This is a genomic window from Gordonia rhizosphera NBRC 16068 (genome assembly GCF_000298195.1).
Classification (GTDB): domain Bacteria; phylum Actinomycetota; class Actinomycetes; order Mycobacteriales; family Mycobacteriaceae; genus Gordonia; species Gordonia rhizosphera.
Map to the genome: position 1 here is coordinate 1 of NZ_BAHC01000145.1, position 23,791 is coordinate 23,791.

Annotated in this window: 24 protein-coding genes and 1 pseudogene; 10 read left to right on the forward strand and 15 right to left on the reverse strand. The window is 65.9% G+C overall.

Annotated elements, in window-relative coordinates:
* A pseudogene (locus tag GORHZ_RS32000) lies at positions 1–2,292 on the forward strand (DEAD/DEAH box helicase); the annotation flags it as partial.
* Between the two features lie 79 nt (positions 2,293–2,371).
* On the forward strand, positions 2,372–2,593 hold the full coding sequence (gene vapB, locus GORHZ_RS18200; RefSeq protein ID WP_006335545.1) for a type II toxin-antitoxin system VapB family antitoxin: 222 nt from the start codon (positions 2,372–2,374) through the stop codon (positions 2,591–2,593).
* Positions 2,594–2,658: 65 nt separating this feature from the next.
* Here vapB and GORHZ_RS18205 read toward each other — a convergent pair whose 3' ends face one another.
* Positions 2,659–3,876, reverse strand: a complete 1,218-nt coding sequence (locus GORHZ_RS18205; protein ID WP_006335567.1) for a Fic family protein — start codon at positions 3,874–3,876, stop codon at positions 2,659–2,661.
* 215 nt (positions 3,877–4,091) lie between these two features.
* On the opposite strand from GORHZ_RS18205, the gene GORHZ_RS18210 reads away from it, so the two are divergent.
* Positions 4,092–4,982: a hypothetical protein gene (locus GORHZ_RS18210; protein WP_006335583.1), complete on the forward strand. Its 891-nt coding sequence runs from the start codon at positions 4,092–4,094 to the stop codon at positions 4,980–4,982.
* A 180-nt stretch (positions 4,983–5,162) separates the two neighbouring features.
* Entirely contained in the window at positions 5,163–6,389 is a 1,227-nt protein-coding gene (locus GORHZ_RS18215; RefSeq protein ID WP_006335584.1) for a TY-Chap domain-containing protein, read from the forward strand.
* Positions 6,390–6,422: 33 nt separating this feature from the next.
* Here the strand turns inward: GORHZ_RS18215 and GORHZ_RS18220 are convergent, their stop codons facing one another.
* The 4 genes from GORHZ_RS18220 to GORHZ_RS18235 form a co-directional block, all read right to left on the reverse strand.
* The gene (locus GORHZ_RS18220; protein WP_006335585.1) at positions 6,423–6,794 is read right to left on the reverse strand and encodes a LuxR C-terminal-related transcriptional regulator; all 372 of its coding nucleotides are present in this window, start codon (positions 6,792–6,794) and stop codon (positions 6,423–6,425) included.
* A 128-nt stretch (positions 6,795–6,922) separates the two neighbouring features.
* Complete coding sequence (locus GORHZ_RS18225; protein ID WP_157205253.1) at positions 6,923–7,270, reverse strand: DUF732 domain-containing protein; 348 nt, start codon at positions 7,268–7,270, stop codon at positions 6,923–6,925.
* A 301-nt stretch (positions 7,271–7,571) separates the two neighbouring features.
* Positions 7,572–7,964 carry a hypothetical protein gene (locus tag GORHZ_RS18230; protein ID WP_006335587.1) on the reverse strand — a complete coding sequence of 131 codons (393 nt, stop codon included), beginning with the start codon at positions 7,962–7,964 and terminating at the stop codon, positions 7,572–7,574.
* A gap of 24 nt (positions 7,965–7,988) precedes the next feature.
* On the reverse strand, positions 7,989–8,927 hold the full coding sequence (locus tag GORHZ_RS18235; RefSeq protein WP_006335588.1) for a hypothetical protein: 939 nt from the start codon (positions 8,925–8,927) through the stop codon (positions 7,989–7,991).
* Between the two features lie 161 nt (positions 8,928–9,088).
* On the opposite strand from GORHZ_RS18235, the gene GORHZ_RS18240 reads away from it, so the two are divergent.
* The 4 genes from GORHZ_RS18240 to GORHZ_RS18255 all read left to right on the forward strand — a co-directional run bounded on the left by GORHZ_RS18240 (position 9,089) and on the right by GORHZ_RS18255 (position 13,696).
* Positions 9,089–10,045: a DUF808 domain-containing protein gene (locus tag GORHZ_RS18240; RefSeq protein WP_006335589.1), complete on the forward strand. Its 957-nt coding sequence runs from the start codon at positions 9,089–9,091 to the stop codon at positions 10,043–10,045.
* A gap of 159 nt (positions 10,046–10,204) precedes the next feature.
* Positions 10,205–12,634 (forward strand): winged helix-turn-helix domain-containing protein, encoded by a 2,430-nt coding sequence (locus tag GORHZ_RS18245; RefSeq protein ID WP_217998341.1) that lies wholly within the window; start codon positions 10,205–10,207, stop codon positions 12,632–12,634.
* Between the two features lie 82 nt (positions 12,635–12,716).
* Positions 12,717–12,938, forward strand: a complete 222-nt coding sequence (locus GORHZ_RS18250) for a DUF8691 family protein (protein WP_006335591.1) — start codon at positions 12,717–12,719, stop codon at positions 12,936–12,938.
* Entirely contained in the window at positions 12,935–13,696 is a 762-nt protein-coding gene (locus tag GORHZ_RS18255) for a DUF4386 domain-containing protein (protein WP_006335592.1), read from the forward strand. Before GORHZ_RS18250 ends, GORHZ_RS18255 begins: the two co-directional genes overlap by 4 nt.
* Positions 13,697–13,719: 23 nt before the next feature.
* On the opposite strand, the gene GORHZ_RS18260 is transcribed toward GORHZ_RS18255, so the two are convergent.
* Positions 13,720–14,397 carry an NADPH-dependent F420 reductase gene (locus tag GORHZ_RS18260; protein WP_006335593.1) on the reverse strand — a complete coding sequence of 226 codons (678 nt, stop codon included), beginning with the start codon at positions 14,395–14,397 and terminating at the stop codon, positions 13,720–13,722.
* Positions 14,398–14,524: 127 nt separating this feature from the next.
* Here GORHZ_RS18260 and GORHZ_RS18265 point away from each other — a divergent pair, with 127 nt between their 5' ends.
* On the forward strand, positions 14,525–14,998 hold the full coding sequence (locus tag GORHZ_RS18265) for a nucleotidyltransferase domain-containing protein (protein WP_006335594.1): 474 nt from the start codon (positions 14,525–14,527) through the stop codon (positions 14,996–14,998).
* A gap of 51 nt (positions 14,999–15,049) precedes the next feature.
* On the opposite strand, the gene GORHZ_RS18270 is transcribed toward GORHZ_RS18265, so the two are convergent.
* Both GORHZ_RS18270 and GORHZ_RS18275 read right to left on the reverse strand, forming a co-directional pair.
* The gene (locus GORHZ_RS18270) at positions 15,050–16,447 is read right to left on the reverse strand and encodes a plasmid pRiA4b ORF-3 family protein (protein ID WP_006335595.1); all 1,398 of its coding nucleotides are present in this window, start codon (positions 16,445–16,447) and stop codon (positions 15,050–15,052) included.
* Between the two features lie 34 nt (positions 16,448–16,481).
* Positions 16,482–17,105, reverse strand: a complete 624-nt coding sequence (locus tag GORHZ_RS18275) for a TY-Chap domain-containing protein (RefSeq protein WP_157205254.1) — start codon at positions 17,103–17,105, stop codon at positions 16,482–16,484.
* A 391-nt stretch (positions 17,106–17,496) separates the two neighbouring features.
* On the opposite strand from GORHZ_RS18275, the gene GORHZ_RS18280 reads away from it, so the two are divergent.
* Entirely contained in the window at positions 17,497–17,766 is a 270-nt protein-coding gene (locus GORHZ_RS18280; RefSeq protein WP_245551462.1) for a HigA family addiction module antitoxin, read from the forward strand.
* Here GORHZ_RS18280 and GORHZ_RS18285 read toward each other — a convergent pair whose 3' ends face one another.
* The 7 genes from GORHZ_RS18285 to GORHZ_RS18315 form a co-directional block, all read right to left on the reverse strand.
* Positions 17,767–18,018: a hypothetical protein gene (locus tag GORHZ_RS18285; RefSeq protein ID WP_006335617.1), complete on the reverse strand. Its 252-nt coding sequence runs from the start codon at positions 18,016–18,018 to the stop codon at positions 17,767–17,769.
* Positions 18,019–18,169: 151 nt separating this feature from the next.
* The gene (locus GORHZ_RS18290) at positions 18,170–19,642 is read right to left on the reverse strand and encodes an aldehyde dehydrogenase family protein (protein ID WP_006335618.1); all 1,473 of its coding nucleotides are present in this window, start codon (positions 19,640–19,642) and stop codon (positions 18,170–18,172) included.
* Positions 19,639–20,307 carry an HD domain-containing protein gene (locus GORHZ_RS18295; protein ID WP_006335619.1) on the reverse strand — a complete coding sequence of 223 codons (669 nt, stop codon included), beginning with the start codon at positions 20,305–20,307 and terminating at the stop codon, positions 19,639–19,641. Before GORHZ_RS18295 ends, GORHZ_RS18290 begins: the two co-directional genes overlap by 4 nt.
* Positions 20,308–20,333: 26 nt before the next feature.
* The gene (locus tag GORHZ_RS18300) at positions 20,334–21,584 is read right to left on the reverse strand and encodes an NAD(P)/FAD-dependent oxidoreductase (RefSeq protein ID WP_006335620.1); all 1,251 of its coding nucleotides are present in this window, start codon (positions 21,582–21,584) and stop codon (positions 20,334–20,336) included.
* 1 nt (position 21,585) lies between these two features.
* Complete coding sequence (locus tag GORHZ_RS18305; RefSeq protein WP_006335621.1) at positions 21,586–21,906, reverse strand: 2Fe-2S iron-sulfur cluster-binding protein; 321 nt, start codon at positions 21,904–21,906, stop codon at positions 21,586–21,588.
* Positions 21,907–21,920: 14 nt separating this feature from the next.
* Positions 21,921–22,688 carry an SDR family NAD(P)-dependent oxidoreductase gene (locus tag GORHZ_RS18310; protein WP_006335622.1) on the reverse strand — a complete coding sequence of 256 codons (768 nt, stop codon included), beginning with the start codon at positions 22,686–22,688 and terminating at the stop codon, positions 21,921–21,923.
* Positions 22,689–22,691: 3 nt separating this feature from the next.
* On the reverse strand, positions 22,692–23,791 hold a 1,100-nt coding region (locus tag GORHZ_RS18315), incomplete at its 5' end, for a PEP-utilizing enzyme (protein WP_006335623.1).

Consider the following 23,791-nt stretch of genomic DNA (forward strand, 5'->3'; position numbering starts at 1 on the left):
TCACGCTCACCGACTCGGACTCCGGCGGGCGCTGCTACTGGAGTCTCGGCTACCGGGTCAACGACGTGAACGTGGTGTTCGACCCCACGCAGCCGCTCGGGACGACGCCCTATCGCGACGCCGAGGCGGAGAACGAGCTGTGGTCGCGAGTGCTGCCGGAGATGAGAATCATTGCACAGCAATGCAGTAGCTGGTTTCAGCAGGCCACTCAGTGGCCTCGATACGCAGGGCTCGCAGGCTCGCACGGCTACTCGCCCAGCAGCACGGGGACCGAGTCGCAGCACACCCAGGATCTCCGCGACGCCATCAGCGAACTTCGAGACGCAGAGAACCCGGATGAGGCATTGGCCGGCGCATCGGTCGCCGCCTTGCGCCAATCGATCACGCTGTCCCGGCCGGAGGCGGCCGTGATCTGCGGCGAACTCCTGCCTGACCTACGCGAACATCCCGATATCCGCGTCGACTATCAATGCGCCGACGAGTTCCGTCGGGCCGGACACACCCCGGAGATCGCGTTCAGCTCGGCCGACGAGGAGGCCGGCAATGACTGGTTCGGGCTTGCGGTCACCATCACCGTCGGCGATGTTTCTGTACCGATCGCCGACCTGATTGCTGAACTATCTTCCGGCGCAACCCATATGCTCCTACCGAACAACGAGTATTTCGCGCTGGACACCCCGGAGCTGCGTAAGCTCGCCGATCTGCTGGCCGAGGCCCGCTCGTTGGGTGAGATCGACTCCGGGCGGGTGAGCAAGCACAGCCTCAACGCCACCTTCTGGGAGGAACTGCTCGCCCTCGGTGTGGTCGACAAACAGCTGGCACAGTGGCGCACGCGTATGGCGCGGTTGGCCACAGCCACCCCACCGCGGCCTGTGAAACCCTCACGGCGGCTCAAGGCGGACTTGCGTGACTACCAGCATGACGGTCTGAACTGGTTGACGTTCCTGTGGAAGAACGGGCTCGGCGGGATCCTCGCCGACGACATGGGGTTGGGGAAGACGGTGCAGACCCTCGCGCTGGTGGCGCGGGCCGTCGACGCCAACCGCGACACCCGCTTCCTGGTGGTCGCCCCCACCAGCGTGGTCCCGAACTGGGTGGCCGAGTGCCGCACGTTCGTGCCCGGGTTGCGGGTCTCGGCGATCACCGCGACCGAGGCCAAGTCCGGTCTCTCGGTCGCCGAGCAGGTCGAGGATGCGCACATCGTGGTCACCTCCTACACGCTGCTGCGACTGCTGTTCGACGACATCGACCAGCACCGGTGGGACGGCGCGATCTTCGACGAGGCGCAGTTCATCAAGAACCACACGGGCAAGACCCATCCAGTGCGCGCGGCGCCTGGATGCGCCGTTCAAGCTGGCCATCACCGGCACGCCGATGGAGAACAACCTGATGGAGTTGTGGTCGCTGCTGTCGGTGACCGCACCCGGTCTGTTCGCATCACCGACCGCGTTCACCGACTACTTCCGCAAACCCATCGAATCCGGGTCGGCCCCGGAACGGCTGGCCACGCTGCGCCGGCGCATCAAGCCGGTGATGCTGCGCCGCACCAAGCAACAGGTCGCCGTCGACCTGCCGCCCAAGCAGGAGCAGGCGATGGTGCTGGATCTGTCGTCGAAGCACCGCAAAATCTACGACACCCGCCTGGCCCGCGAGCGGCAGAAAGTGCTCGGCCTGTTGGGGGATTGGGAGAAGAACCGTTTCCAGGTGTTCCGCTCCCTGAGTATGCTGCGGCAGTTGAGTTTGCATGCGGCGTTGGTCGATTCGTCGCACAACGCGGTGAACTCGGCCAAGGTGGACTATCTGGCCGAACAGCTGCCCGCGCTGGTGGACGAGGGGCACAGTTCGTTGGTATTCAGCCAGTTCACCGGGTTCCTCGACATCGTGCGGGCCCACCTCGAGGCGGCGGGTATTCCGTATAGCTATCTCGACGGGTCGATGACGGCGAAACAGCGCGACGCGGCGATCCGGCGGTTCACCTCCGGTGTCACCCAGGTGTTCCTGATCAGTCTCAAGGCCGGTGGGTTCGGGCTGAATCTGACCGAGGCCGACTACTGTTTCGTGTGCGATCCGTGGTGGAACCCGGCTGCCGAGGCGCAGGCCGTCGACCGGGCGCACCGCATCGGGCAGCAACGCCCGGTCAACGTGTATCGGCTGGTGTCCGCGGACACCATCGAAGAACGTGTGGTGCGCCTGCAGGACCGCAAACGGGCATTGTTCGATGCCGTCGTCGATGACGGAGAGATGTTCGGGAGTGCGTTGAATGCCGAGGATATTCGGGAGATGCTGGCGTAGAGATGCGGGCCTTCACTGGTGACTACTCGTATCCGATCCTCGCGATAGCCTAAGAAATCACCACGCGAGAGGCGAAGCCATGAGGGACATTCTGATCCGCGACGTCCCCGACGACGTAGTCGCCGCGATAGACGCTCGCGCTGCGCGGTTGGGGCTTTCGCGTACACAGTATCTTCGCCGTCGGCTCACGCAGGATGCGCGAACCGACGATGCGCCGGTTACCGTCGATGATCTGCGATCGTTCGCCACCAGATTCGCTGCGCTGGCGGATGACGAGGTGATGTCACAGTCGTGGCAGTGACCAGATTATGGTCGGTCGACGAGTCGGCGCTGGTGCGCCTCGGCGTGAGCGCTGACGCCGACGCACTATCTGCCCCGCCGTGCCGCCCTCGCGGCGAACTCGTCGAGCGCGTCGGTGACCTCCACCGCATGCCACATCCTGTTCCGGGTGAATCCGGTGAACTCGTAGAGGATTCCTGCATCGACCAGAGGTTGGATGGCTCTGCCGGCGTTGTCGGCGGAGATGCCCAAATAGGTGGCTGTCGTTCTTCGGTCCACGACGGGTTGTCGGAGCAGAATGTCCATGAGTCTGTGGGCGCCCGAGCCCTGTCGGACACGAACTCGCTCACGCCATTGCACACGGATCTGGCGCAGGTCCGATACCAGTCTGCTGCCATTATCCACAGCTGAAAGTGCGGCGCGAGAGAATGTTTCGACGATCGTCGAGGGATCACCAGCCCGGTATTCATCCAACGCCGCGAAGTAGCTTCTTGTGTCGGCCAGCAGCCCGGCCGACACCGGAACGGTGACGTTCTGCGTCAGTTGGTTTGCGCGGAGCATCGCTTGGGCGAGTGCTCGGCCTGTCCGGCCGTTGCCATCGGGAAACGGGTGAATCGTCTCGAACTGGGCGTGCGCAATCGCGACGTGGATGAGCGGCGGGATGTCGCCGCGGTGGGCGAACACGACGAGATCGTCCATGAGGTCGGGTACACGAGCGGCCGTGGGCGCAACGAAGTCTGCGTCATGAGGGCCGATGCTGGTACCGCCGATCCACACCTGGTCTTCGCGCCACCGCCCGGCGATCTCCGGGCTGGTGTGCTCCATGAGAGCATGGTGCATCGCAAGAATGGCCTTGGTGTCCAAGCGGTCTGCCAGCTCGATCGCCGCGGTCATGGCCGCGACGTTTCCGACGATCTCGGTCGCGTTGCGTTTCTCGCGGCTCCCCAGTTCGGCGAGAGCAATCTGCTTGGCTCCCGACGACAGATTCTCGATCTGCGACGACGACGCGGACTCGGAGCGGAGAAGTATCGCGGAGAACGGGGCCAGCTCGTTGCCGAGTTCGGCATCGAATCGGGTGATCACCGAGCCTGCCTCGGCGACGAGAGCCGACGTCTCGGGAGAGACGTGTGGGGTCACGTCGGCGATGTGCGGAACCACCGCCGCTCGGTAAGGGCCTCGGTACCGCTCGCGTTGAGCCCGACTGAGCAGGTCGGAGGGAATGGTCGGCGTCCACTCGACGACCTCACTGGACAACGCGGGCCACCCGTGTCGGTCGCGATCGTTGTCGGGTGGAAGTGAGGGCATGCGCGAACCATACCCTCATTTATGACATAAGTGATGGTATGGCTCGGCGGTCCCTTCACTTGTTGATACCCGTGACCGAGCGATCACACCGCCTGATGACGACGTCCGGCCGGCACCACGTCGCCAGTGCGCATCCAGCCGCCGTGGGCGTGTTCACCGTCCCCGCCTCCGTCGCTTCCACGACTCGATCGGGTCGCGGATCGTGCTGTACTGGGATGGTGATCAAGCTTGTCGTGATTGTCGTTTGTGCGGCGGCGATCGCGGTTGCGCTGGTCGTGATCGGCTCGATGGCCGTCGATGGCGTCAAGTGGCTGGCGACGGGACTCGGCGACCTGTTCCGACGCGTCGGATCGTCCGCCCAGGAGCGACCCGCGCTGACCGGGGCTGACCCGGGGGACGAGGCCGAGCCGGCCGACCCACTCGGGCAACTGGCCGACGACCTGCGGGCGGCGCGGGCCCGCCGATGGTCGCGGTGCCGCGCCATCCAGGAGCGTGCCGAACCCACCGAGTCGCACCGCTACGTGCAGCTCGCCCTGGACGGCTGGCTGGGGGACTCCCACGACGGCACCGATGACCCCGACCAGCTCCGCAACGACCCGGCAGGGCAGATCGCGCTGACGGCGGGCCTGGTTGCCGACCGAGTGACTGACTACCCGGCCTGGCAGCTGGACTTCTTCGACCGGCACGGCGTGCGCGTGGACCTCGGTGCCGAAGTCACCGCGCTCACCACGTCGGCCGCCAACGTCCGCGACCAGATCGACATCCTGGGTGAGGCTCCCGCACTTCTGAGCACCGACGACGAGGTCGTCGACACCTACATCGCCAAGGCCCTGCTCCTGTCTCGGCGACTCGACGGGCTCGTCGAACGGCTCGGCGCGCTGGCCGAGTACCAGCAGATCGTGGCCAGCATCCAGCATCGACAGGACAAGAGGGAGTGGCTCGATCGGGTCAGCGCGATCGACGAGTTCGAGAACGAGGTCGACGCGCAGTGGGACCGCTCCGAGGCCGACCGCATGCGCACCGCCGCCGACGAGTCGGAGATGTTGGCCTCGATCTACCTGGATGCGCTAGCCCCGCTGGCAAAGGCGCTCGGGCGAGAACACTGACCAGAATCACCCTTCGACGGTGCGGAAACCGTCGTCGTTGAGGACCTGGGGCGTGATCGTCGACGAGATCGGCGCCCCTGTGGACAACCGCTCCGCAGCTGGCGAAGGGTGTCGGTGAGCGTTCCTACCGTGCATGTCAGACGGTCATCGCCGATGACCGACAGCACGGGGGAGGGCGCTATGACCGACGACCAGGGTGACACCGGATTCGACGAAAGTGTGCGCGCCGCATGGCGGGCGTTCGACGAGCGGCTCGCGGCGAGGCTGGCGACGCTCGCAGGCGACGAGTTCGTCGAGGTGAGCGAAGCAGAAAACACCGGCCGACCGTTGCTGATCTTCACGGTGACCGGCGCCGGACGGATCCGCTGCACGATCGGCGACGGTGCACTCACCAGCTTCTGGCCGCCAGAGCAGGCGACGGTGGCGCATGCCCAGCAGGCCGCGCTCACCCGACTGGGTTGGCGAACGTTGCGCTCCGGCAAGCTCATCCGTGACGTGGGTAAGCGCAGTATCGGCGATCTCTTGGCCTCAGCCGTCGACGCGCTGCAGGAGGTGTGGGAGGTCATGCACCCGTCGTTTCTCCATGTGCACGATCCGTTCGGTCCGGAAGCCAAGCGCGCGACGAAACCACGGCCAAAGGACATAGTGATCACCCTCAAGGGCAGCCCAACTCCCGGCGTGATACCCGACAACGCCGATCACCTTCTCGACATGGTTCGCGAGACACTGGCCGCCACCTCGGGACGCAACGTCGAGATCGTCGACCGGAAGATTCGGTTCGAGGACGTCAACCGACTCGAGACCAAGCTCCTGATATCGCCGCACGCGATGCGTCTCGAGTTCTGTACGATCGTCGGACACGGCACACCCGACATGGCGTTGCTCGGCGCCGTCATCGCCGAGCACTCCTCGCGCTGGCCCGACATCTCGATCGTGGTCACCAAAGACCACGTCTTCGCGGTACGCGCGCTCGAGTGCACCACCTTCTATCCCACCAACCTCCTGACCGCGATGAAGGCGTGGCAGGAATTCTGTGCCTGCGGTGCGATCGACATCATCGAACAACTCCATCCCGAGGTGACGGGCCAGTTCGGGCCACCACACGGGGCGATTCCCGACGGCCTTGTCGATCTGATCAGGCAATTCACCGCGAATCCAGGCGCGACCACACCCGATACGATCGCGCGACGCACCAAGGCCAACACTCCGATGCTGCGCCGGTACGCACGCAACTGCCACGAGTGGCTCGAGTACTGGCCCGATGGGGAGCCCGCCGCCGGGTGCCCCGACGTCGCTCAAACGCCGCCGCAGCGCCACGACGTGCAACGGTTCATGCCGGTCCTGCTGGAGGCGATCGGGGTCGCCGCTGAACTCAACGTGGCCAGGGAGATGGGGCGGGGGAGGTGAGGGCCGACAACGCCGCCGTCGGCGGTCGGGTGGTCACAGTTCTTCCAGGGTCATGATGCCGTCCTGGACGACCCGCGCTAGCAACGCCGCTTTGGTACGAGCTGTGCGACCGACGGCGGCGTACTTGGCCCGCGCTCGGGCGATGTGCGTGTTGATGGTCCCCATCGCGATATGCAGATGTGCTGCCGCTTCCTCCTTTGTGTCGGTGCGCAACCATGCCCGCAGCACTTCGATCTCACGATTGGTGAGATGGGGACGCGGCAACGACGGCTGCGGCTGCTGCACACACTGCGACTGTTGCACCGGTCGGGCCAGAGTCAGGTGTCGCTGTGGCGGCAGTGGAATGACCCGGGCCCGCAGACGCGCCAAGGCGTCCTCCCGGCGATCATGATGGTCGACACTCACTGTTGTCACTTCCTTCGGGGGTGATCCCCACGCTGGTGGTGGTGACCGTCATCTGTGCTCTGGCCATCACTCGGCTGGACATGATGTTCTCTTTCTTGGGACTGACCCCCTGGTGTTCGATGAGCTGGTCAGCAGAGGTCGTCCTTCGCGGCACTCACGATGAGAGACGCCTCCTCCCGTGACACGCCGTTGCGCTCGTGCATGGCGCTCACCAAGCCGTGGGCGTTGTCACTCTGGGTTCGGAGTTCGTCGCAGACGGCGTACCCGAGATCAATCAAGTCCTGATCCGATTGCGCCGTGATACCCGCGCTATACAGGTCGCGGAGATACAGTTCCTCGACGGTGACGCCACCGGCCGAAGCGCCGACGACGAAGATCACCAAGATGACCATCGCGATACCGCTGCCCAGCCCGATCAGGAGGCGCTTGGTACTGGCCGTCTGACGCGACCACCATGACGGAGGCCTCGGTGGCACCGGTGGCATCCCCCACGGTCGCGGGGGGACGAGCTTCTCCTGAGTTGACTGGCCGCCCAGCACGGGGCGACGCGGGTCTGGCTCCTGCCGACGCCGGTCGGCAGAAGATCCTCGATGATGGTGGAGCAACGCCCGTCACCCCTCGAAGGCCACACCGTCGCGGTCGAGGCGGGAGGTGTATCCGCCGGGCGGGGGCAGGCGCGAGCTCATTTTCGGTAACTCCAGCGACGATCAGGTGACTCAGTCCACTGTGTTTAGCGTTCTGAATCGAAAAATCGTTACAGCGAATACTGCTGGATTGTCACGACGAATGACGCCGAGCAGCCAACGCGTCCGCAACCCGTTTGCCCAACACTTCCACGACCGGATACCGGTCGATCTGCTCGAGCGTCATTTCGGCGGTGGGACTGATGATGCGCTGAAGTTCGTCGGCATCGATGTCCGGAACCTCCAGAGCGACCCGGCGTGCTTCGGCGACGTCGATGTTCTCGTGCATCCATAGGAAGTCGGAATCGCGATGGTGATCCTCGGTGACGAACCAGTTGGCGATGAAGATCGATCGGTTCGGGATCAGCGTCCACACCTTGTGTTGATCGATGGTCGCGCGGGCTGTGGGTTTGGTCGCCGCCAGCCACGCCAGCGAATCGTCCTGGATGCGTACGAGCCGCCAGAACTCCCACCCATGACTCGGCATCGATGCCTCCTCGGCTTTCGTGGTTCAGACACCGCCGACGATGTGCGGTGTCGGTGGGGTGAAGCTCGTGTTGTCGGGCAGCGGATTGGCGCCCTTTTCCTCGCCGATCTGCCGGATGGTCTTCACCGCGTTGAGCGGGCTCTCACCCTGGCGGGCCAGGGAATCGTCGTACCACTCGAACCACGGAAACCCGTAAGCGAGGTATTCGTCGACGGTGAGCGGCTTGCGATGCGGCGCTTCGCCGGTGATCGACTGCCACACAGCCGAATTGACGAGCCGAATACGTGCCTCGGTGCGGGCGTCGAGCGCCCAGTTCTCGTGCGGCTCGATGGGGGTGGCGATCGACTGCTGGATCGAGCCACCGGCGCCGAGACCCATTCCGGCCGGAGCGGGGATGCACATGTCCTCGGCCAGGAACGCGACAGGGCGCGGCCGCTGAGCCCAGACGTCGGCCTTCAGCGGGACGACCGAGAAGCGGATGAGTCCGTCGTCGGTGCCGGTGAGTTGTTCGGCGGCCGAGTATCCGTCGCCGAGCGGCATGGCGACGAACTGCCGGACGGTGGTGGCGTCGACGCGGAATCCGTCGAGCCACGGCTGGGTCGGAACCTCGAGGTAGTCCTCGGTGACGAAGTCGGGTGCCGGAGTGTAGGCGTCACCGGTGATCGCGTTGATTCCGCCGACACCGACCTTGACCAGGAACGGGTAGTCGTCGGGTGCGGTGAAGTCGATCCACGTCGCTTCGGACTGCCACAGCGGAAGCATCGCATCGGATTCCTGACGGCCGCGGGGATCTACCTCGTGCGTGGCCCGGACGTCGAGGCGGCCGAGGCTCGGGGGCAGTCCGTAGGTGATCGCGTCGTCGGGCACCCGCAGCGTCCGGTGAAAGGTGACATGCAGGGTGGCGGCGGCGTCGACCTCGGGAAACGAGAAGACGATGGCCCTGTGCGCGGCGGTGACGGTCATGGTGCTCCGATCTGGTGTCGTGTTCGTGGCCAGGCTAGGAGTGGGGTCTGACAAATCCGGGCGGCACGTTGATCCGCCCCGAGCGTCGCCGAGGTCGGCCGGCCCACCCGCGGTGTGGGCATACTGTTCGATGACTCGTGCTTCTCTTCCTGGAGGTTCCTGTGGCCGGTGGCCTCGTCGCTCTGCTCGATGACATCGCGACCCTGACCAAGGCGGCCGCGGCGTCGATCGACGACATCGGTGCGGCAGCCGGTAAGGCCAGCGTCAAGGCGGCGGGTGTGGTCGTCGACGACACCGCCGTGACGCCGCGGTACGTCCACGGCTTCACCCCCGACCGCGAACTGCCGATCGTCCGCAAGATCGCCGTCGGGTCGATTCGGAACAAGCTGCTGATCATCCTGCCGGTGGCGATGATCCTCAGTCAGTTCCTCCCGGGGGCGCTGCCGTATCTGCTGATCGCCGGCGGTCTGTTCCTGTGCTACGAGGGCGCCGAGAAGGTGTACGAGGCCGTCGGTGGCGGGCACGGGCACGAGCACGCCGACGACGTTCCGGCGGCGCAGAAGGGACCGGGGTTCGAGAAGTCGATGGTCAACGGCGCGATCCGCACTGACCTCATCTTGTCGGCGGAGATCATGGTGATCTCGTTGTCGTCGGTCGAATCCGAACCGTTCTTCACGCGGCTGGCGGTGCTCGTGATCGTGGCCTTCCTCATCACCGCACTCGTCTACGGCGTGGTTGCACTGATCGTCAAAATGGACGACGTCGGGTTGTCGCTGGCGCAGCGTGAGTCGGCGGTGAGTCAACGAATCGGACGTGGCCTGGTCAAGGCGATGCCGAAGGTCATGTCCACGCTGACCGTGGTGGGCATCGCCGCGATGCTGTGGGTCGGCGGCCACATCCTGATCGTCAACGTCGGGGAGGCCGGATTCCATTGGCCGGCCGACCGTCTGCACGACCTCGAGCACTGGTTCGAAGAACTGTCGCACGCCTTTGGTGGCGTACTGGCGTGGACCGCTGGGACGGTCGTCTCTGCGCTCGTGGGATTGGTGATCGGCGCGATCATCGTGGTGATCATGCACTTCATCCCGAAGCGGCGGGCCACGGAAAGTGCCCGCTGAGTCACAGCCGCACCGAGCGTGTTGCCTTGCTTGCCCGGTCGACATCAGAGTGGTGCACTGATTCCGTGCCGTCGTCGATTTCGCTGCGCAGTTTCCACCGGCCGGACGCCGACCGAGTCTTCTCGCGCGCACGCGCCGACCACGCGTGACGGTGTGGAGGTGGAAGCGAACGACATCCTCCTCGTCGAGACCAAACTGCACGCACCGCGGCGCCGCCGTGGCGTCGTCGAGCGGGCCCGTCTCGTCGAGCGCCTCGGGCTCGCCGACCTTCCGGCGCTCGTGCTCGTGTCGGCGCCGGCCGGTTTCGGCAAGACGACGCTGCTGACCGAATGGCTCGGTGCGACCGGCGATTACGGTAGGACGGCATGGGTGTCGCTCGAGCATTCCGACAGCGACCCGACAGTGTTCTGGTCCTATGTCGTCGCGGCCCTCCAGAAGGTCGCCCCGGAGGTCGGCGCTCGGGCCGTCGCGACCCTGCGGTCGGCACCGACGGCGCTGGAAAATGTGGTCTCCTCGCTCGTGAATGACCTTGCCGCGCTCGATGATGACCTCGTCCTGGTGTTGGACGATTACCACGTCATTGAGTCGGTCGAGGTGCAGGAGTCGATGCGCCTGCTGGTGGACCGCCTCCCGGCACAGACCCACCTCGTGGTGTCGAGCCGGGCCGACCCGCCGTGGCCGCTGGGTGGGATGCGTGCCCGCGGGGACCTCCTCGAGATCCGCGCCACCGACCTCCGCTTCACCGTGAGCGAGGCCGCGACCTACCTCAACGACGCCTCGGGTCTCGCACTGTCGGATGCCGATGTCGAGGCGTTGGCGGGCCGCACCGAGGCGGGGGCGACGCTCGACGTGCTGGAGCGGTCGAATCTCTTCGTCGTCGCGCTCGACGATCATCGCCACTGGTACCGCTACCACCATCTCTTCGCTGACGTCCTGCGCGCACGCCTCGACATCGAGCACCCCGGGCGTGCGTCCGTGCTGCACCGGCGGGCTGCCGACTGGTTCGATGCACACGGCGACCGGCCCGAAGCCGTCCGCCACGCCCTGGCCGCGCAGGACTTCCCGAAGGCCGCCGAACTCGTCGAACGTGCCGTCCCGTCACTGCGCCGGGCCCGACAGGACGCCACCCTCCGCGAGTGGCTCGACGCGTTCCCCTCGGAGATCATGCGTAACCGCCCCGTCCTCGAGCTCGGTTGGGTGGGTGCGCACATGGTGACCGGTGACGTCGGGGGCGTCGAATCCGCCCTCGACCGCATCGAGGCGTGGCTGGACCCCGAGCGCGCCGACGAGATGATCGTGTCCGACGCCGACGAGTTCGCCCGGTTGCCCGCGCAGGCCGCCATGTATCGGGCCGGCCTCGCGTTGCTGCGCGGCGATCTGGCCGCAACCATCACCCACGGCGAACGTGCCGCCGACCTCAGCGCCACCGACGACCTTCTCGGCCGGGGCGCCGCGGCGGCCCTCATCGGGCTCGCCCAATGGGCACGCGGTGATCTCGAGTCGGCCGCCCGCCAGTACGCGGTCGCGATCGCGGCGTTCGAGGAGGCCGGATATCTCGCCGACGTCCTCGGTTGCTCCCTCGGCCTCGCCGACATCCAGTCCGCGCGGGGTCACCTGTCCGCTGCCGAGCGCACCCTCAATGCAGGCCTGGATCTCGTTGCCGCACAGGGGCCGTTGCGTGGCACCGCCGACATGCACCTCGGGCTCGCCGAGATTCACCTCGAACGCAACGAGTTCGACGAGGCAGCCGCGTGCCTGCAGGCGAGCTGCGCGCTCGGCGACGGCCTGGCGCTCGGCCAGCACGCCTACCGGTGGCGTGTCGTCGAAGCCCGACTGCGAGCCGTCGCCGGACAGTACGACGACGCGCTCGCCTTGCTGCGGGAAGCCGAGCGCCGCTATGACACCGACTACTCGCCCGCGGTACGTCCGGTGTCGGCCACCATCGCGCGGGTGCTGTTGGCCGCGGGTGATCTCGATGCCGCTCAGCGGTGGGCAGCCGACTCGGGCCTGTCCGCGGACGACGATCCCGACTACCTCCGCGAGTACGAGCACCTGACCCTCGCCCACGTCCTCCTCGCCTCGGGTCGAGCCGTGGAGGCCACGCGATCGATCGAACGCCTCCGCACCGCCGCCGAGCAGGGCGGCCGGATCGGCAGCCTCGTCGAAGCACTGGTGCTGCTTGCACTCGCCCGGCGGGCCACCGATGATCCCCGAGCACGGGAGGCGTTCGACGACGCGCTCATCCTTGCCGCACCGGAGCGCCTCGCGGGTGTCTTCCTCGATGCCGGACCGCAGGCGAACGCGCTGCTGCAGAACGCTGCCCGCCATGGCCGGGCCGTCGAGCTCGCGGCCGCCATCCTCGCCGGCAGCGGCGCGACGCCGACACGGCAGGCCCTGATCGACCCGCTGACGGAGCGGGAGCGCGACGTCCTGCGTCTGCTGCGCACCGACCTCACCGGACCCGAGATCGCCGCCGAACTGGTCGTCTCGCTCAACACCGTCCGGACCCACACCAAGAACATCTTCAGCAAGCTCGGCGTGACGAACCGCCGCGCGGCCGTACGCCGCGCTGATGAGCTCGGCCTGTAGGGCGACACGGGTCGAGAATCGCCACCCGAATTCACCACATCTGGTGAGGACCACTCACCACATCCGTTCCTACGGTCAACCCGTGCAGTACGAGATCAGAGTCGCCGGACACCTCGACAACCACTGGGAAGCGTGGTTCGACGGGCTGAGCATCACCAGCGCACCCGATGGCACCACCTGCCTGCACGGTGCCATCGCCGACCAGGCCGCCCTGCACGGACTGCTGCAGAAGCTGCGCGACCTCGGCATCCCGCTGATCTCGCTCACACCGACCGACAACGGCAACGAAAGGACTCGACCATGACCACATCCCTGACCCCGACCACCTGGGTGTCGATGAGCCCCGACCGGAAGGCAACCCTCGCCGCCGGTCTGTTCTACCTCGGCACCTTCGTCTTCTCGATCCCCGCGCTCGCGCTCTACGACGGCGTCGTCAACGACCCGGACTTCGTGCTCGGCGCCGGCAGCGACCGGGGCGTGCCGTGGGGCGGGCTCATCGAGATCCTCACCGCCCTCACCTGCATCGGCACCGCCGTGGCCCTCTACCCGGTCCTCAAGCGCTACGGTCCCGGCCGCGCGATCGGCTTCGTCGCCAGCCGCACCCTCGAGGCAGCGATGATCTGTACCGGCGTCGTCGCCGTCCTCACCGTCTACACCATGCGGCAGGAACTCGCCGGAACCGACGCCACGGCGCTCACCACCACCGCCAGAGCCCTTGTCGCCGTGAAGGATTGGACCTTCTTGCTCGGCCCCGGGATCATGCCTGCGGTCAATGCGCTGTGCTTCGCCACCATCGTGTACCAGTTCCGGCTGGTGCCGCGCTGGATTCCGACCCTCGGTCTGATCGGCGCTCCGCTGCTGCTGATCTTCTCGACGGGAGCCCTCTTCGGCGTCTGGGATCAGGTGTCGGGCGTTGGCATGCTCGCCGCGCTGCCCATCGCGACCTGGGAGTTCTCCGTCGGTATCTACATGACCGTCAAGGGATTCCGGATGCCGCCCGTCGGCCACGAGGCCGGCGTCGGACCGGTTGCCTCGGTCGCTGGTTCATCCACCGGTCGATGATCGCCGCCCTGCCCGCCGACGCGTCAGCGCACGAGCTTGAGGTTGAACATGGGCGTGCCGAGCGCGTTCATCGCCCGCAGCCAGAGCGGCAGGTACATCTCGGGACCGCGGGCGGTGTCGATGCCGCCGAGGTCGAGCACATCGTCGTGACCGAACGACTCGATCAGCCCGACCACGGTGGCCTTGGCCGCGGAGTCATTGCCGCAGACGAACACGGTGGTGCTCCCGCCAAGCGCCGACGGGTTGACCATGACCGGCGCACTGAGGGTGTTGAGGCCCTTGACCACCATGACGTCGGGGAACGCGCGCTGGATCTGCTCGCCCAGGGAATCGGTGTTGTCGACGAACAGCGTGGGCGGGTAGCCGGCCGAGAAGTCGAGGGGGTTGGAGATGTCGAGCAGGACCTTGCCGGCGAGGTTGTCGGCACCGGCCTGCCCGAGCATGTCGAGCGCGGCGGCACCATTACCGGCGAACACCACCAGCTCGGCACCGGCGGCCGCGTCGGCGAACGGAACCAGCTTCACCGTCGGGTGGTCGGCGTGCCAGGTTGCGAACGGCGGATTGCCCATCCGGTCGGGCTCGGTGCGGGCGAGTGTGGCCTGCGGGTCGCGGGTGCCGACGGTGACGGTGTGGCCCAGCTCCGCAAGACGGCCCGCGACCGCGCGGCCGACCATGCCGGTGCCGAGAACTGCGATGTTCATGGCGTTTCCTTCGAGATGCCTGAGTCGATGGATCTGTTCTCATCATGCCGAGTCCGGGGTCGGCAGGAAACCCCTGTACGCGCCCGGCAACCACCGGCGTTGTGAGAACCGTCGATAAGATTGTCTTATGACCTTGGTTCGCGAATATCGCAAAGCCCGGCGTGACGAGGAAGTTGCGCGGCTGCGGCGCATCCTTGCGTTGCGGGCGCTGGCGGCGACCGGGAAGTCCCAACGCCAGATCGCCGAGATGCTCGATATCACTCAGCCGGCCGTCAGTCAGCAACTCAAGTTCGCTCCCGACCTCGACCGTATTCACCCGGAGATGCTGCTGGAAGCTGCTGCGCCGATCCTCAAAGCCCTTGCGGGCGAACGCGGATACACTCGGATGGCGGTCTTCGGCTCGGTAGCTCGTCACCAGGCACGTGCCGGCTCGGATATCGACTTGATCGTCGATGCGCCCCACTCAACGTCGTCGTTCGAATTTGTCGGCTTCAAGCAACTCCTCGAGAAGGTCCTCGGTCGCGAGATCGATCTCGTCGAGTACGGCGGGCTCAAGCTTGGATTCGACGACGACGTATGGCGCGAGGCAGTGCTGCTCTGATGGGCCGGAACTCAATTTATCGAAACCCGGGCCGTCAACAGGTCACGCGCGTCATTCGATCGGATATCCGGTCAACCCCGCCCGCGCCACCGCAACCGCGGTCGGACTGAGGCGCAACGGATCCGGCCCGCGATGCGGCGGCGACATCGCTTCGAGTGCGTCGTAGGCGTTGCCGCTCATGCGTTGCACGTCGTACTTATCGACGGGTTCACCAGTGCTGAGGCGGTAGTCGAGTGCGTTCAGCAGTGTCGCGAGGTGTTGCGTCGGGAGCACACTGTCCTCGGTGGTAGCCGCGAAGAACAGGATCAACAGTGCTGCATCGACGCGGAACGGATCGTCGTCGGCCTTGACGAGAAGACGGCCGGCGATATGGTTGGCCAGGCCGACGGGGTCGTCGATCACCTTGGCTCCGGCCTTGGTGAGCAGCAGGCGGCCCTTGAGTTTGCGCAGTAAGCCCAACCGCTGCAACGACTCTCGAAACTCCAAGACCGGCCACGCGTCGATCTCGCGTGTCTTCGAATGAATCCAGTCCCGCATCTCCGGGAGGACCTCGCTGGCGGCCGCGACATCAACCGGCTTCAGATAGCCCGCCGCCGTCAACGGGAAGCCCTCGCCCTGCGCACGCCGCAGGAACCAGATGTGGGGTTCGAGGTCGACCGAGAGTTGTTCTGGTGCAATCGATGTAGCAGGTTCAAAGAGGCGGGCGGCCCGCGCCGACAGGTCGCCGGAGGTGTCGACGTGCTGGAGCCGGAGAAGCATGTCGACGAGGCGCTTGGGCACGCCGACCAACGGTAGTTGGGTGACCGGATCGGTCATCGCCTTGTTGGTGGCCTCGATGTCGAAGTGAGCCGGGTCGGGCACCACCGTCGCCAATTCCTCGGCACTGAGGAGGTGACCGCAGTCCTCGGGCGGTGCCGCACGGTCCCCGTCCACGCAGATGGCCAGCGGCGCGTCGTGCCGCGGCGGCAAGACGGCTTCCAGGCGAAGAGTCAGGGCCCAATGATCGCCGTAGTCGTAGACATAGGTCAGGATGTCGCCGGGCTCGTGCATCGTCTCGTCGAGATACACCGACACCGCCGGCTCGCCGTCGTCCCCTTCGACGTAGTCGTAGTCGCACAGAAACGGCTCGCTCGTCGGAGCGAACGGGTCGCCGCCCAACGCGAAGCGGTAGAGGTGATAGTCCCACCAGCCGAACGCGCCCTGGATCGCGCGGTGCACGAGGTCCAGCGTCATCTCCGATCGCAACTCGACGGTGCGCCAGATGGGCGGCTCCGAGTCGTCGAGATCGATGCGGACCCGGAACACCGCAGGATCGGGCAGCTGTGGCTTCCGGAAATGTCCTCGCTGCGGCGGTTCCGGGACAGGCGTGGCATCCGCCGCGGACGGGTGGAGGCCCCCGAGGATCACGTCGAACCGGGGGCGTGCACCGTCGGACGGGGTGTCGGTCATGGGTCGAGGATAGGGGGACCCGACCCGGTGGCCGTCAGTCCGCGTCGGGCAGATCGGGCACGATGGTCAGGTGTCGTCGCGGTCGGGCCGGCAGGGGACCGGGGTTCGCAGGGGGAATGGTCGGCGCAGTTCTGGCTGGAGGTTCCAACGGATGGACCGATCCGTTCGGGTCCCGCAAGGTCAGCGACCACGGATACGGCACACTCCACCACTCACGCAGGAAACCGACGCTTTGCCGTGCGACCTCGCGGTGAGCGCGCCGTCCGACGTCTCGGATGTGCTGTTTGTTTCGGGTCTGGTAGTGCCACCCGGCGGTGACGAACTGGTCATGGTACGTGGTCCACTCGGCCCGGTTGCGGTGTGACAGTGCGCTATTGGGGACGACGCACCGCACCTTCCCGGAACTGGTGGCGGTGTAGGTGAGTAGGTGTCCGTGCCAGCCCCGCTCGGGAACCTCCAACTCGATGAACTCGAACACGCCGGTCTTGAGGTCGCCGAGTCGGGCGGCGAGGTCCTCGGTGAAGTCGAGCCAGGGCTCCGGCTCGTCGTCATCGTCGAAGTGGTCGAATGGCATGGTGTCCCCCTGGTGTTCCGGGCCCGGACCGAAGACGGTCCGGGCAACACTGATGGTGGGCACGCTACGCCGGGGCAGTGACATCGCCGGGAGTCGAGCGGATAACGTACGCCGACTCCTTCTGAGGCCCGCCACTGATCGGTCAGTGGATATCACTGACTGCATCACTCATATGAGTGACGCGGTCACTGATAGTCAGTGACCGACCAAGCAGCCGCGACCGAAGCTTCGCCCATGAGAGTTATCCACATGTTGGCCACGGCGGCGCTCAGGACGGTGCTGAACGATAGGTCTTCCTCATTGGCGGCGAGTGAGATCGCCATCCGGAATCGCCGCCGATCCGCGTTGTCACCCGTTGCGCAACGGTATATCCTTCGGGTGCAGCTACACCGTGATCAGATCATTTGCCGACGCGAAAACGGAACAGCTGTTCTCCGGGAACCGCGTGGCGGGACTCATGGTGAATGGAGACGACATGAACATCCATCCGGGAGCGATACTGCTGGACTTCATGGATGAATACGGCCTGTCGCAACGCCGCCTCGCGGAATTGCTCGGAGTTTCCCCACGCGCGATCAACGAGATCGTTCACGGGCGCCGTCGTGTCACGGCGGCGATGTCGTTGCGACTGGGAAAGCTTTTCGGACAAACAGATTCGTACTGGACCAATCTGCAAGCCGAGTACGATCTGCGGGCCGCACGAGCGCAAGTGGACGTGTCGGGCATTCAGACGCTTGCGGTGTGATCAGCGAATCAATCCGAACGGGGTTGAACTCCCGGGGATACACGACGACGACCCACCGCACCTGGAGTGCAGTGGGTCATCGATCCACAACAGATACGTCGCGATCACCGTCGAGACGATCAACACGCTGACCGCCGGACGGAAGCACTTCCGCGCGAGGCCGATGACGGGGTCCCGGGCGAAGCCGGCCACCGCGACCAGTGACGACCACGCGACCAGAGTGCCGGCGCCCAGTTCGACACAGGTCACCATCGGTCCAGGATCGTTTACGTGCAGAAGCCGATCGTCCTGGCATCCAACAACACCGTCAGTCCGGGATGCGGACCGCTGGAGGTGAGATCGCCAGACAACAGGTTGCGGCACGTCGTGGTGGTGACGGCCGAGTGTCGGATACGACGTCGCGTCACGACCTGCGATGGATGGACTTGTAGGTCACGTAGGCGGACAGTCCCTCGATGCCGTATTCGACGCCGAGTCCCGAGTCGTGTCGCCCGCCGAACGGGGCAGCGTGGTTGGAGGCGAAGAAGTTCACCCCTACGGACCCGGTGTCCAGTCGTTCGGCGACCGATTGGGCGGCCGCGGGATCGGCGGAGAACACGATGCCTCCGAGCCCGAAGTCGGTGTCGTTGGCCATCGTGACCGCCTCGTCGACGGAGTCGTATCGCAGCACCGTGATCACTGGCCCGAAGATCTCTTCACGCGCGACACGCATGTCGGGTGTGACATCGGCCAGCACGGTCGGTTCGACGAAGAAGCCGGGACCGTCCACAGGGCGTCCGCCGGTTGTCGCGCGTGCACCCTCGACGCGTGCCGAGTCCAGATAATCGACGACGATGTCGCGCTGAGCAGAGGTGGCGAGCGGACCGAAGACGGTGTCGTCGTCGAATGGATCGCCCTGCTTGGCGGCGCGGATCGTGGCGGTGACGGCGTCCACGATCTCGTCGTAACGTTCGGCCGGCGCGAGAATCCGGGTGGAGATGTAGCAGGTCTGACCGGTGTTGCGCATGCACGATCGGATCAAGACATTCGACATCGCGTCGAGATCGGCGTCTGCGAGCACGATCGCCGATGACTTCCCCCCGAGCTCCAGGGTGACCGGCTTGAGGAGTTCGCCGCAGGCCGCCCCGATCTTGCGTCCCACCGGGGTGGAGCCGGTGAACGCCACTTTCGCGGTCTTCGGATGCCGAACAAGCGCATTGCCGACAGCACCCGAACCCGTGACCAGATTGACCACCCCCGGCGGGATGCCGGCGGCTTCGGCGGCATCGACGATGAACCGGATCGACAGCGGAGTGGATTCCGCGGGCTTGAGGACCATCGTGCATCCGGCGAGCAGCGCCGGCGCCATCTTGATCACCATCAGGTTGATCGGGAAGTTCCAGGGCGCGATCAACACACACGGCCCCACGGGCTCCCGACGTACGACCGTGTAGGCACCGCCCGCCGGGAACTCGCGGCGATCGTCGGCGTCGAGCCAATCGGCGAGGCCGGCGAAATGGCGCAGTATCCCAGCGGCATTGGCGGCGGCACCTGCGGTCTCCGAGATCGGCGAACCGTTCTCCCGGGTGTTGGTGATCGCGAGAGGAGTAGCTCGCCGTTCGATCTCGTCGGCCATGCGGACCAGGTACTCTGCCCGCTCCGCGGCACGGAGTTTGGGCCAGGGTCCTTCGGTGAAAGCGGTTGCCGCCGAGTTCATCGCGGCTTCGACATCGTCGGCGCTCGCGTCGGGAACCGAGCCCCACACCTCTCCGGTGGCGGGATCGGTGACGTCGAGGCGATGGGTCGAGGTCGACCGGTGCCAGGCTCCGCCGAGATACAGGTCATCGGTATGCGTCCACGGCAGGTGCGTCGATCGTGGCGATGCGACGGCGGTCATCGCAGCACCGAGGTCTTCAGCAGGGCGTTGGAGCGCCGCAGATCCGCGTTGGCCATGGCGATGGCTGCCTCGGTCAGCAACTCCGGGATGATCTCGCGGGCGAGGCGATCGCAGTATGTCGCGGGGTCGAGGCCGAACCAGCCCGACGCCAGCGCGATTCCGGCGTGGTCGAACCGCCAGAGTCGGTCGGCGTCACGGACCAGCGCGTCCTCCAGCGATTCCGCCTCCTTTCGTGTGTCGTGGCCGTCGATGATGCCGCACACCGACGTCACGAACTCGTCGTCATAGCCCAGCGGCGGTAGAACCGTCTGCGCGATGATGCACCCCTGGCGTTCGTGTTCGAACCGGATCTCCGCCTTGCGCCAGTCGCCGCCGAATCCTTCTGAGATGATCCGGCTCTCGTCGACTCGGCCCCAGCCGGTGTCATGCAAGAGGATTGCCACGCGGACGACCTGGCGGTGTGCTCCGGGGTAGGCGGCACAGAGCCTTTCGGCATAGGCCAGCGAGATGGGCAGGTGGATGTCGTTGCTGCGCGTCCGGGTTTCGGGGACGACGGATTGCCAGATCGCATCCAGGTCGGAACCCAGTGCAGGGGTGAGGGCGATCGGCGACGTGTCGACAGGCCCGGTGGCGGGAATCGGTACGGGCGGCAAGGCGCTCAGCATGATTCTCGAACCTTTCTGATGGACGGTCACGCCGTCACGGTGATCGATTTGAGTGGAACCGTGGGATCGTCGGCCTTCTGCCAGGGGATCTCGGCTCCCTTGGTGATCGCGGACCTGACAGCCATGAAGTCGAGGGGGGCGTTGATGCAGTCGGCGGCGATGATCCGCTCGTCGCGGTAGTAGAGCACCGAGAATCGCCCCTTCTCTGGATCGTCGCGGACGATCGTGCGGTCGTGACCCGTGGACAGGCCGGCGATCTGCAGTTTCAGCTGTGCCTGATTCGACCAGAACCACGGGATACCCGCGTATTCCTCGGGGTGCCCGACGATGGCGTACGCCGCGACCTTCGCCTGCTCGACCGCGTTGTTGACGCTTTCGAATCGCACTCGGTCGCCGTCGGGTGCGCCGGGCACGGGATTGGGCAGGTTCGCCACGTCGCCCACGGCAACGGTCACGCCGTCGGAGGCGAGTGCGTGTTCGTCGACGACGATGCCGTTGTCGCAGTGGAGCCCGATGGACGCGGCGAGCTCGGTGTTGGGGATGACACCCACGCCGATCAGCACGAGGTCGGCCGGGATCACCTGCCCGTCCGCGAGTTCCACGCCGCTGACCCGGTCACCGCTGCCGACGAGGCGTGACACCCGGGCGGACAGCTCGATCCGGATGCCGTTGTGCCGATGATGCTCGAGCAGGTAGTCGGAGGTCTCCTCGCCGACGGCGCGGCCGACCAGTCGGGGACCGGCCTCGAGCAGGGTGACGGTACGACCCATCTTGTTCAGACTGGCGGCTGCCTCGATGCCGATGAAACCGCCGCCGATCACGACGACGTCGTGCACCGTCGGCACGCGGGCCTTGAGCTCCAGCGCATCGTCGGCGTTGCGGAGGTAGAGCACGCCGGGCAGGTCGACACCTTCGATGAGCAGTTTACGGGCGCGCGCGCCGACCGTGAGTGCCAGTCGATCGAACGGGAATTCGGTGCCGGACATCGCATAAGCCGTCCCGCTGCCGTCCTCGTTCTTGTCGATGCGGATGATCCGCTCGTTCTTCACCACTGTGATCCGGTGCTCGTCCCAGTACTCCTGGGTGCGATAGATCAACGATTCCTTGGTGATCTCTCCCTGCAGGAACTCCTTGGACAAGGCGGGGCGCTGGTAGGGGCGGTGATTCTCCTCGCCGATCAAGGTGATCGGGTCGTCGTACCCGAGGGCGCGTAGCGAGACGGCGAGTTGTACTCCCGCCTGAGACGAGCCGATGATGAGCAGTCCGTGACCGGTCATGTCACACCTGCGTGTGGGGTGTGGTCACGTGCAGGTTCATTCCGTCGGTCACCTTGATCTGGCAGCACAGACGGGAGGTGTCCTGGCGGTCTTCGGCCGCACCCCAGAGCATCTCGTCCTCCATCGCTTCCATCGGCGGAAGTGTTCCGAACTGGGATTCGTCGACGAAGACGTGGCAGGTGGCACAGGACAGCGAGCCGCCACATTCGGCGACGATGCCGGGGACGCCGTTGCGCACCGCGGTTTCCATCACCGAATCGCCGACGGTGGCGTTGATGGTGCGGGATTCACCGGTGTCGTCGGTGTAGGTGATCATGGGCATAGGAACTCCTCGTGCTAGATGAATTGCCGGCCGCCGTCGACGACGAGGGTCTGGCCGGTGATGAAGCCGGACTCGGGACCGGCGAGAAACAGTGCTGCGCCGACGATGTCGTCGGGCTGGCTGGGTCGGCGCAGCGCACCGCGTTCGACTCCGTACGAGTCGGCGTCGTCCATCAGGCTGCGGCTGGCCTCGGTGAGCGTGAAACCGGGTGCGATGGCGTTGACGTTGATCGAGCGCCGCCCGAGTTCCTTGGCCATCACGCGCGTCAGGGCGATCACGCCACCCTTGGATGCGACATAGTGCAGCCAGTTCTCGGAACCGGAGTAGACGGTTGCCGACGACAGGTTGATGACGCGCCCGCCTTCGGGCAGGTAGGGGCTCACCGCCCGGACCATCAGCCACGGGCCCTTCAGGTTCACGCCCATGACCAGATCCCACTCGGCCGGATCTATCTCCTCCAACGGTGACCGGGTCACGGTGCCGTAGATGGCCGCGTTGTTGACCAGGACGTCGATGGTGCCGCCACCGAATTCGGCGACCGCCGCAGCCAATTCCGTGGTCGAGTCGGGTGAGGTCACATCGACCTTGCCATACCAGGACTCGGCGCCGGTCTCGGCGACAAGTCGTGCGGTCTCCTCGGCGCCTTCCACAGCGATGTCGGCGACCGCGACACGGTATCCCCGGTCGGCGAAGCCGAGGGCGAAGCTGCGCCCGAGCCCACCGGCCGCACCGGTCACCAGAACGGTGCGGCCGGCGGACTGTGCGGAGTTGTCCTGTGCCATAGCTCAGTCCAGGATCTCGACGCGGCCGTTGTTACCGTCGACACGCAGACGCTGACCGGTCTGGATGGTCGTCGACGCATTGCCGGTTCCGGTGACCGCGGGCAGTGCGTATTCGCGACAGACGATCGCGGCGTGGCTCATCATGCCGCCGATGTCGGTCACGGTGGCCTTGATCTTTCCGAACACCGGACCCCACGAGGGTGCGGTAATGGTGGCCACGAGGATCTCACCGTCTTGCACCTCGCCGAGCTGGTCGGCGTTGTGGACCACGCGTGCAACACCTTCCGCCACTCCGGGGGACGCGGCCATGCCGGTGATCGCGCCGTCGGTGTGCTCGTCGGAGTCGAGCCACTGCTGGACCTGCTCGGTGGTGATTCCGTAGAGCATCATCGTGAAGGGCTCGGTGATCTCCGCCGGCGGGGTGTTCAGTGCGGGCTGTGGCCGCGCGGTCGAGAGCGCATCGATGATCTTGCGTCGGCGTTCGATTTCGGCCGGCCAGTAGTGCGGTCCGGTCGGTTCGGCGCCCACGGCCCATCCGGTCACCAGGTCGAAGATCGCATCGCGGACCTCACCGCGGGTGAGGTAGAGCATGTCCGAGCGGTCGGGCCAGAATCCGGCTTTCGCGAAGACCTCGCCGAGTTCGCGGACCTTGCGCCAGAAGACTCCCATCGTCCAGTGCTCGATGTAGAAGTTGTGATTCTCCACGTAGGGATAGGCGGTCGCGGCCAGCGCACGCTTGGCGTCGAACTCGGCGAGGGTGTCACCGTCGAGCAGTTCGCGGTATTCGCCGATGACACGCTCCTTTTCGGCGATCAGCTCATCGACGGGTCGCATGATGTTCTGGCCTTCGTCGACACGCCGGATGTAGTCCTTGATGTAGCCGAGGGGAATCTCCAGATACTCCAGCCAGTACTTGTCGTGGCCGTAGAAACCGTTTCCGACAGTGAAGTTGAACCAGGGGTCCTTGGCGGCTTCGAATGTGGCGAGCCATTCGTCGCCGCCGGCGAGTTCGCCGATCTGCGCGAGCGTGCCGTCCACGTCGTCGGAGTCGGAGAATGCTTGCTGAAGCCCGTTGCGGACGGCGAGCACGGCGAGCTTCTTGA

Excerpts from the sequence above, each read along its gene's own strand:
- GORHZ_RS18295 (WP_006335619.1), bottom strand. The coding sequence starts at position 20,307 with ATGCTGAGCGCCTTGCCGCCCGTACCGATTCCCGCCACCGGGCCTGTC.
- GORHZ_RS18290 (WP_006335618.1), bottom strand. The coding sequence starts at position 19,642 with ATGACCGCCGTCGCATCGCCACGATCGACGCACCTGCCGTGGACGCAT.
- GORHZ_RS18260 (WP_006335593.1), bottom strand. The coding sequence starts at position 14,397 with ATGAACATCGCAGTTCTCGGCACCGGCATGGTCGGCCGCGCGGTCGCG.
- GORHZ_RS18210 (WP_006335583.1), top strand. The coding sequence starts at position 4,092 with ATGGTGATCAAGCTTGTCGTGATTGTCGTTTGTGCGGCGGCGATCGCG.
- GORHZ_RS18255 (WP_006335592.1), top strand. The coding sequence starts at position 12,935 with ATGACCACATCCCTGACCCCGACCACCTGGGTGTCGATGAGCCCCGAC.
- GORHZ_RS18310 (WP_006335622.1), bottom strand. The coding sequence starts at position 22,688 with ATGGCACAGGACAACTCCGCACAGTCCGCCGGCCGCACCGTTCTGGTG.
- GORHZ_RS18235 (WP_006335588.1), bottom strand. The coding sequence starts at position 8,927 with ATGACCGTCACCGCCGCGCACAGGGCCATCGTCTTCTCGTTTCCCGAG.
- GORHZ_RS18275 (WP_157205254.1), bottom strand. The coding sequence starts at position 17,105 with ATGTCACTGCCCCGGCGTAGCGTGCCCACCATCAGTGTTGCCCGGACC.
- GORHZ_RS18305 (WP_006335621.1), bottom strand. The coding sequence starts at position 21,906 with ATGCCCATGATCACCTACACCGACGACACCGGTGAATCCCGCACCATC.
- GORHZ_RS18205 (WP_006335567.1), bottom strand. The coding sequence starts at position 3,876 with ATGCCCTCACTTCCACCCGACAACGATCGCGACCGACACGGGTGGCCC.
- GORHZ_RS18300 (WP_006335620.1), bottom strand. The coding sequence starts at position 21,584 with ATGACCGGTCACGGACTGCTCATCATCGGCTCGTCTCAGGCGGGAGTA.
- GORHZ_RS18270 (WP_006335595.1), bottom strand. The coding sequence starts at position 16,447 with ATGACCGACACCCCGTCCGACGGTGCACGCCCCCGGTTCGACGTGATC.
- GORHZ_RS18215 (WP_006335584.1), top strand. The coding sequence starts at position 5,163 with ATGACCGACGACCAGGGTGACACCGGATTCGACGAAAGTGTGCGCGCC.
- GORHZ_RS18285 (WP_006335617.1), bottom strand. The coding sequence starts at position 18,018 with ATGGTGACCTGTGTCGAACTGGGCGCCGGCACTCTGGTCGCGTGGTCG.
- GORHZ_RS18280 (WP_245551462.1), top strand. The coding sequence starts at position 17,497 with ATGAACATCCATCCGGGAGCGATACTGCTGGACTTCATGGATGAATAC.
- GORHZ_RS18230 (WP_006335587.1), bottom strand. The coding sequence starts at position 7,964 with ATGCCGAGTCATGGGTGGGAGTTCTGGCGGCTCGTACGCATCCAGGAC.
- vapB (WP_006335545.1), top strand. The coding sequence starts at position 2,372 with ATGAGGGACATTCTGATCCGCGACGTCCCCGACGACGTAGTCGCCGCG.
- GORHZ_RS18265 (WP_006335594.1), top strand. The coding sequence starts at position 14,525 with ATGACCTTGGTTCGCGAATATCGCAAAGCCCGGCGTGACGAGGAAGTT.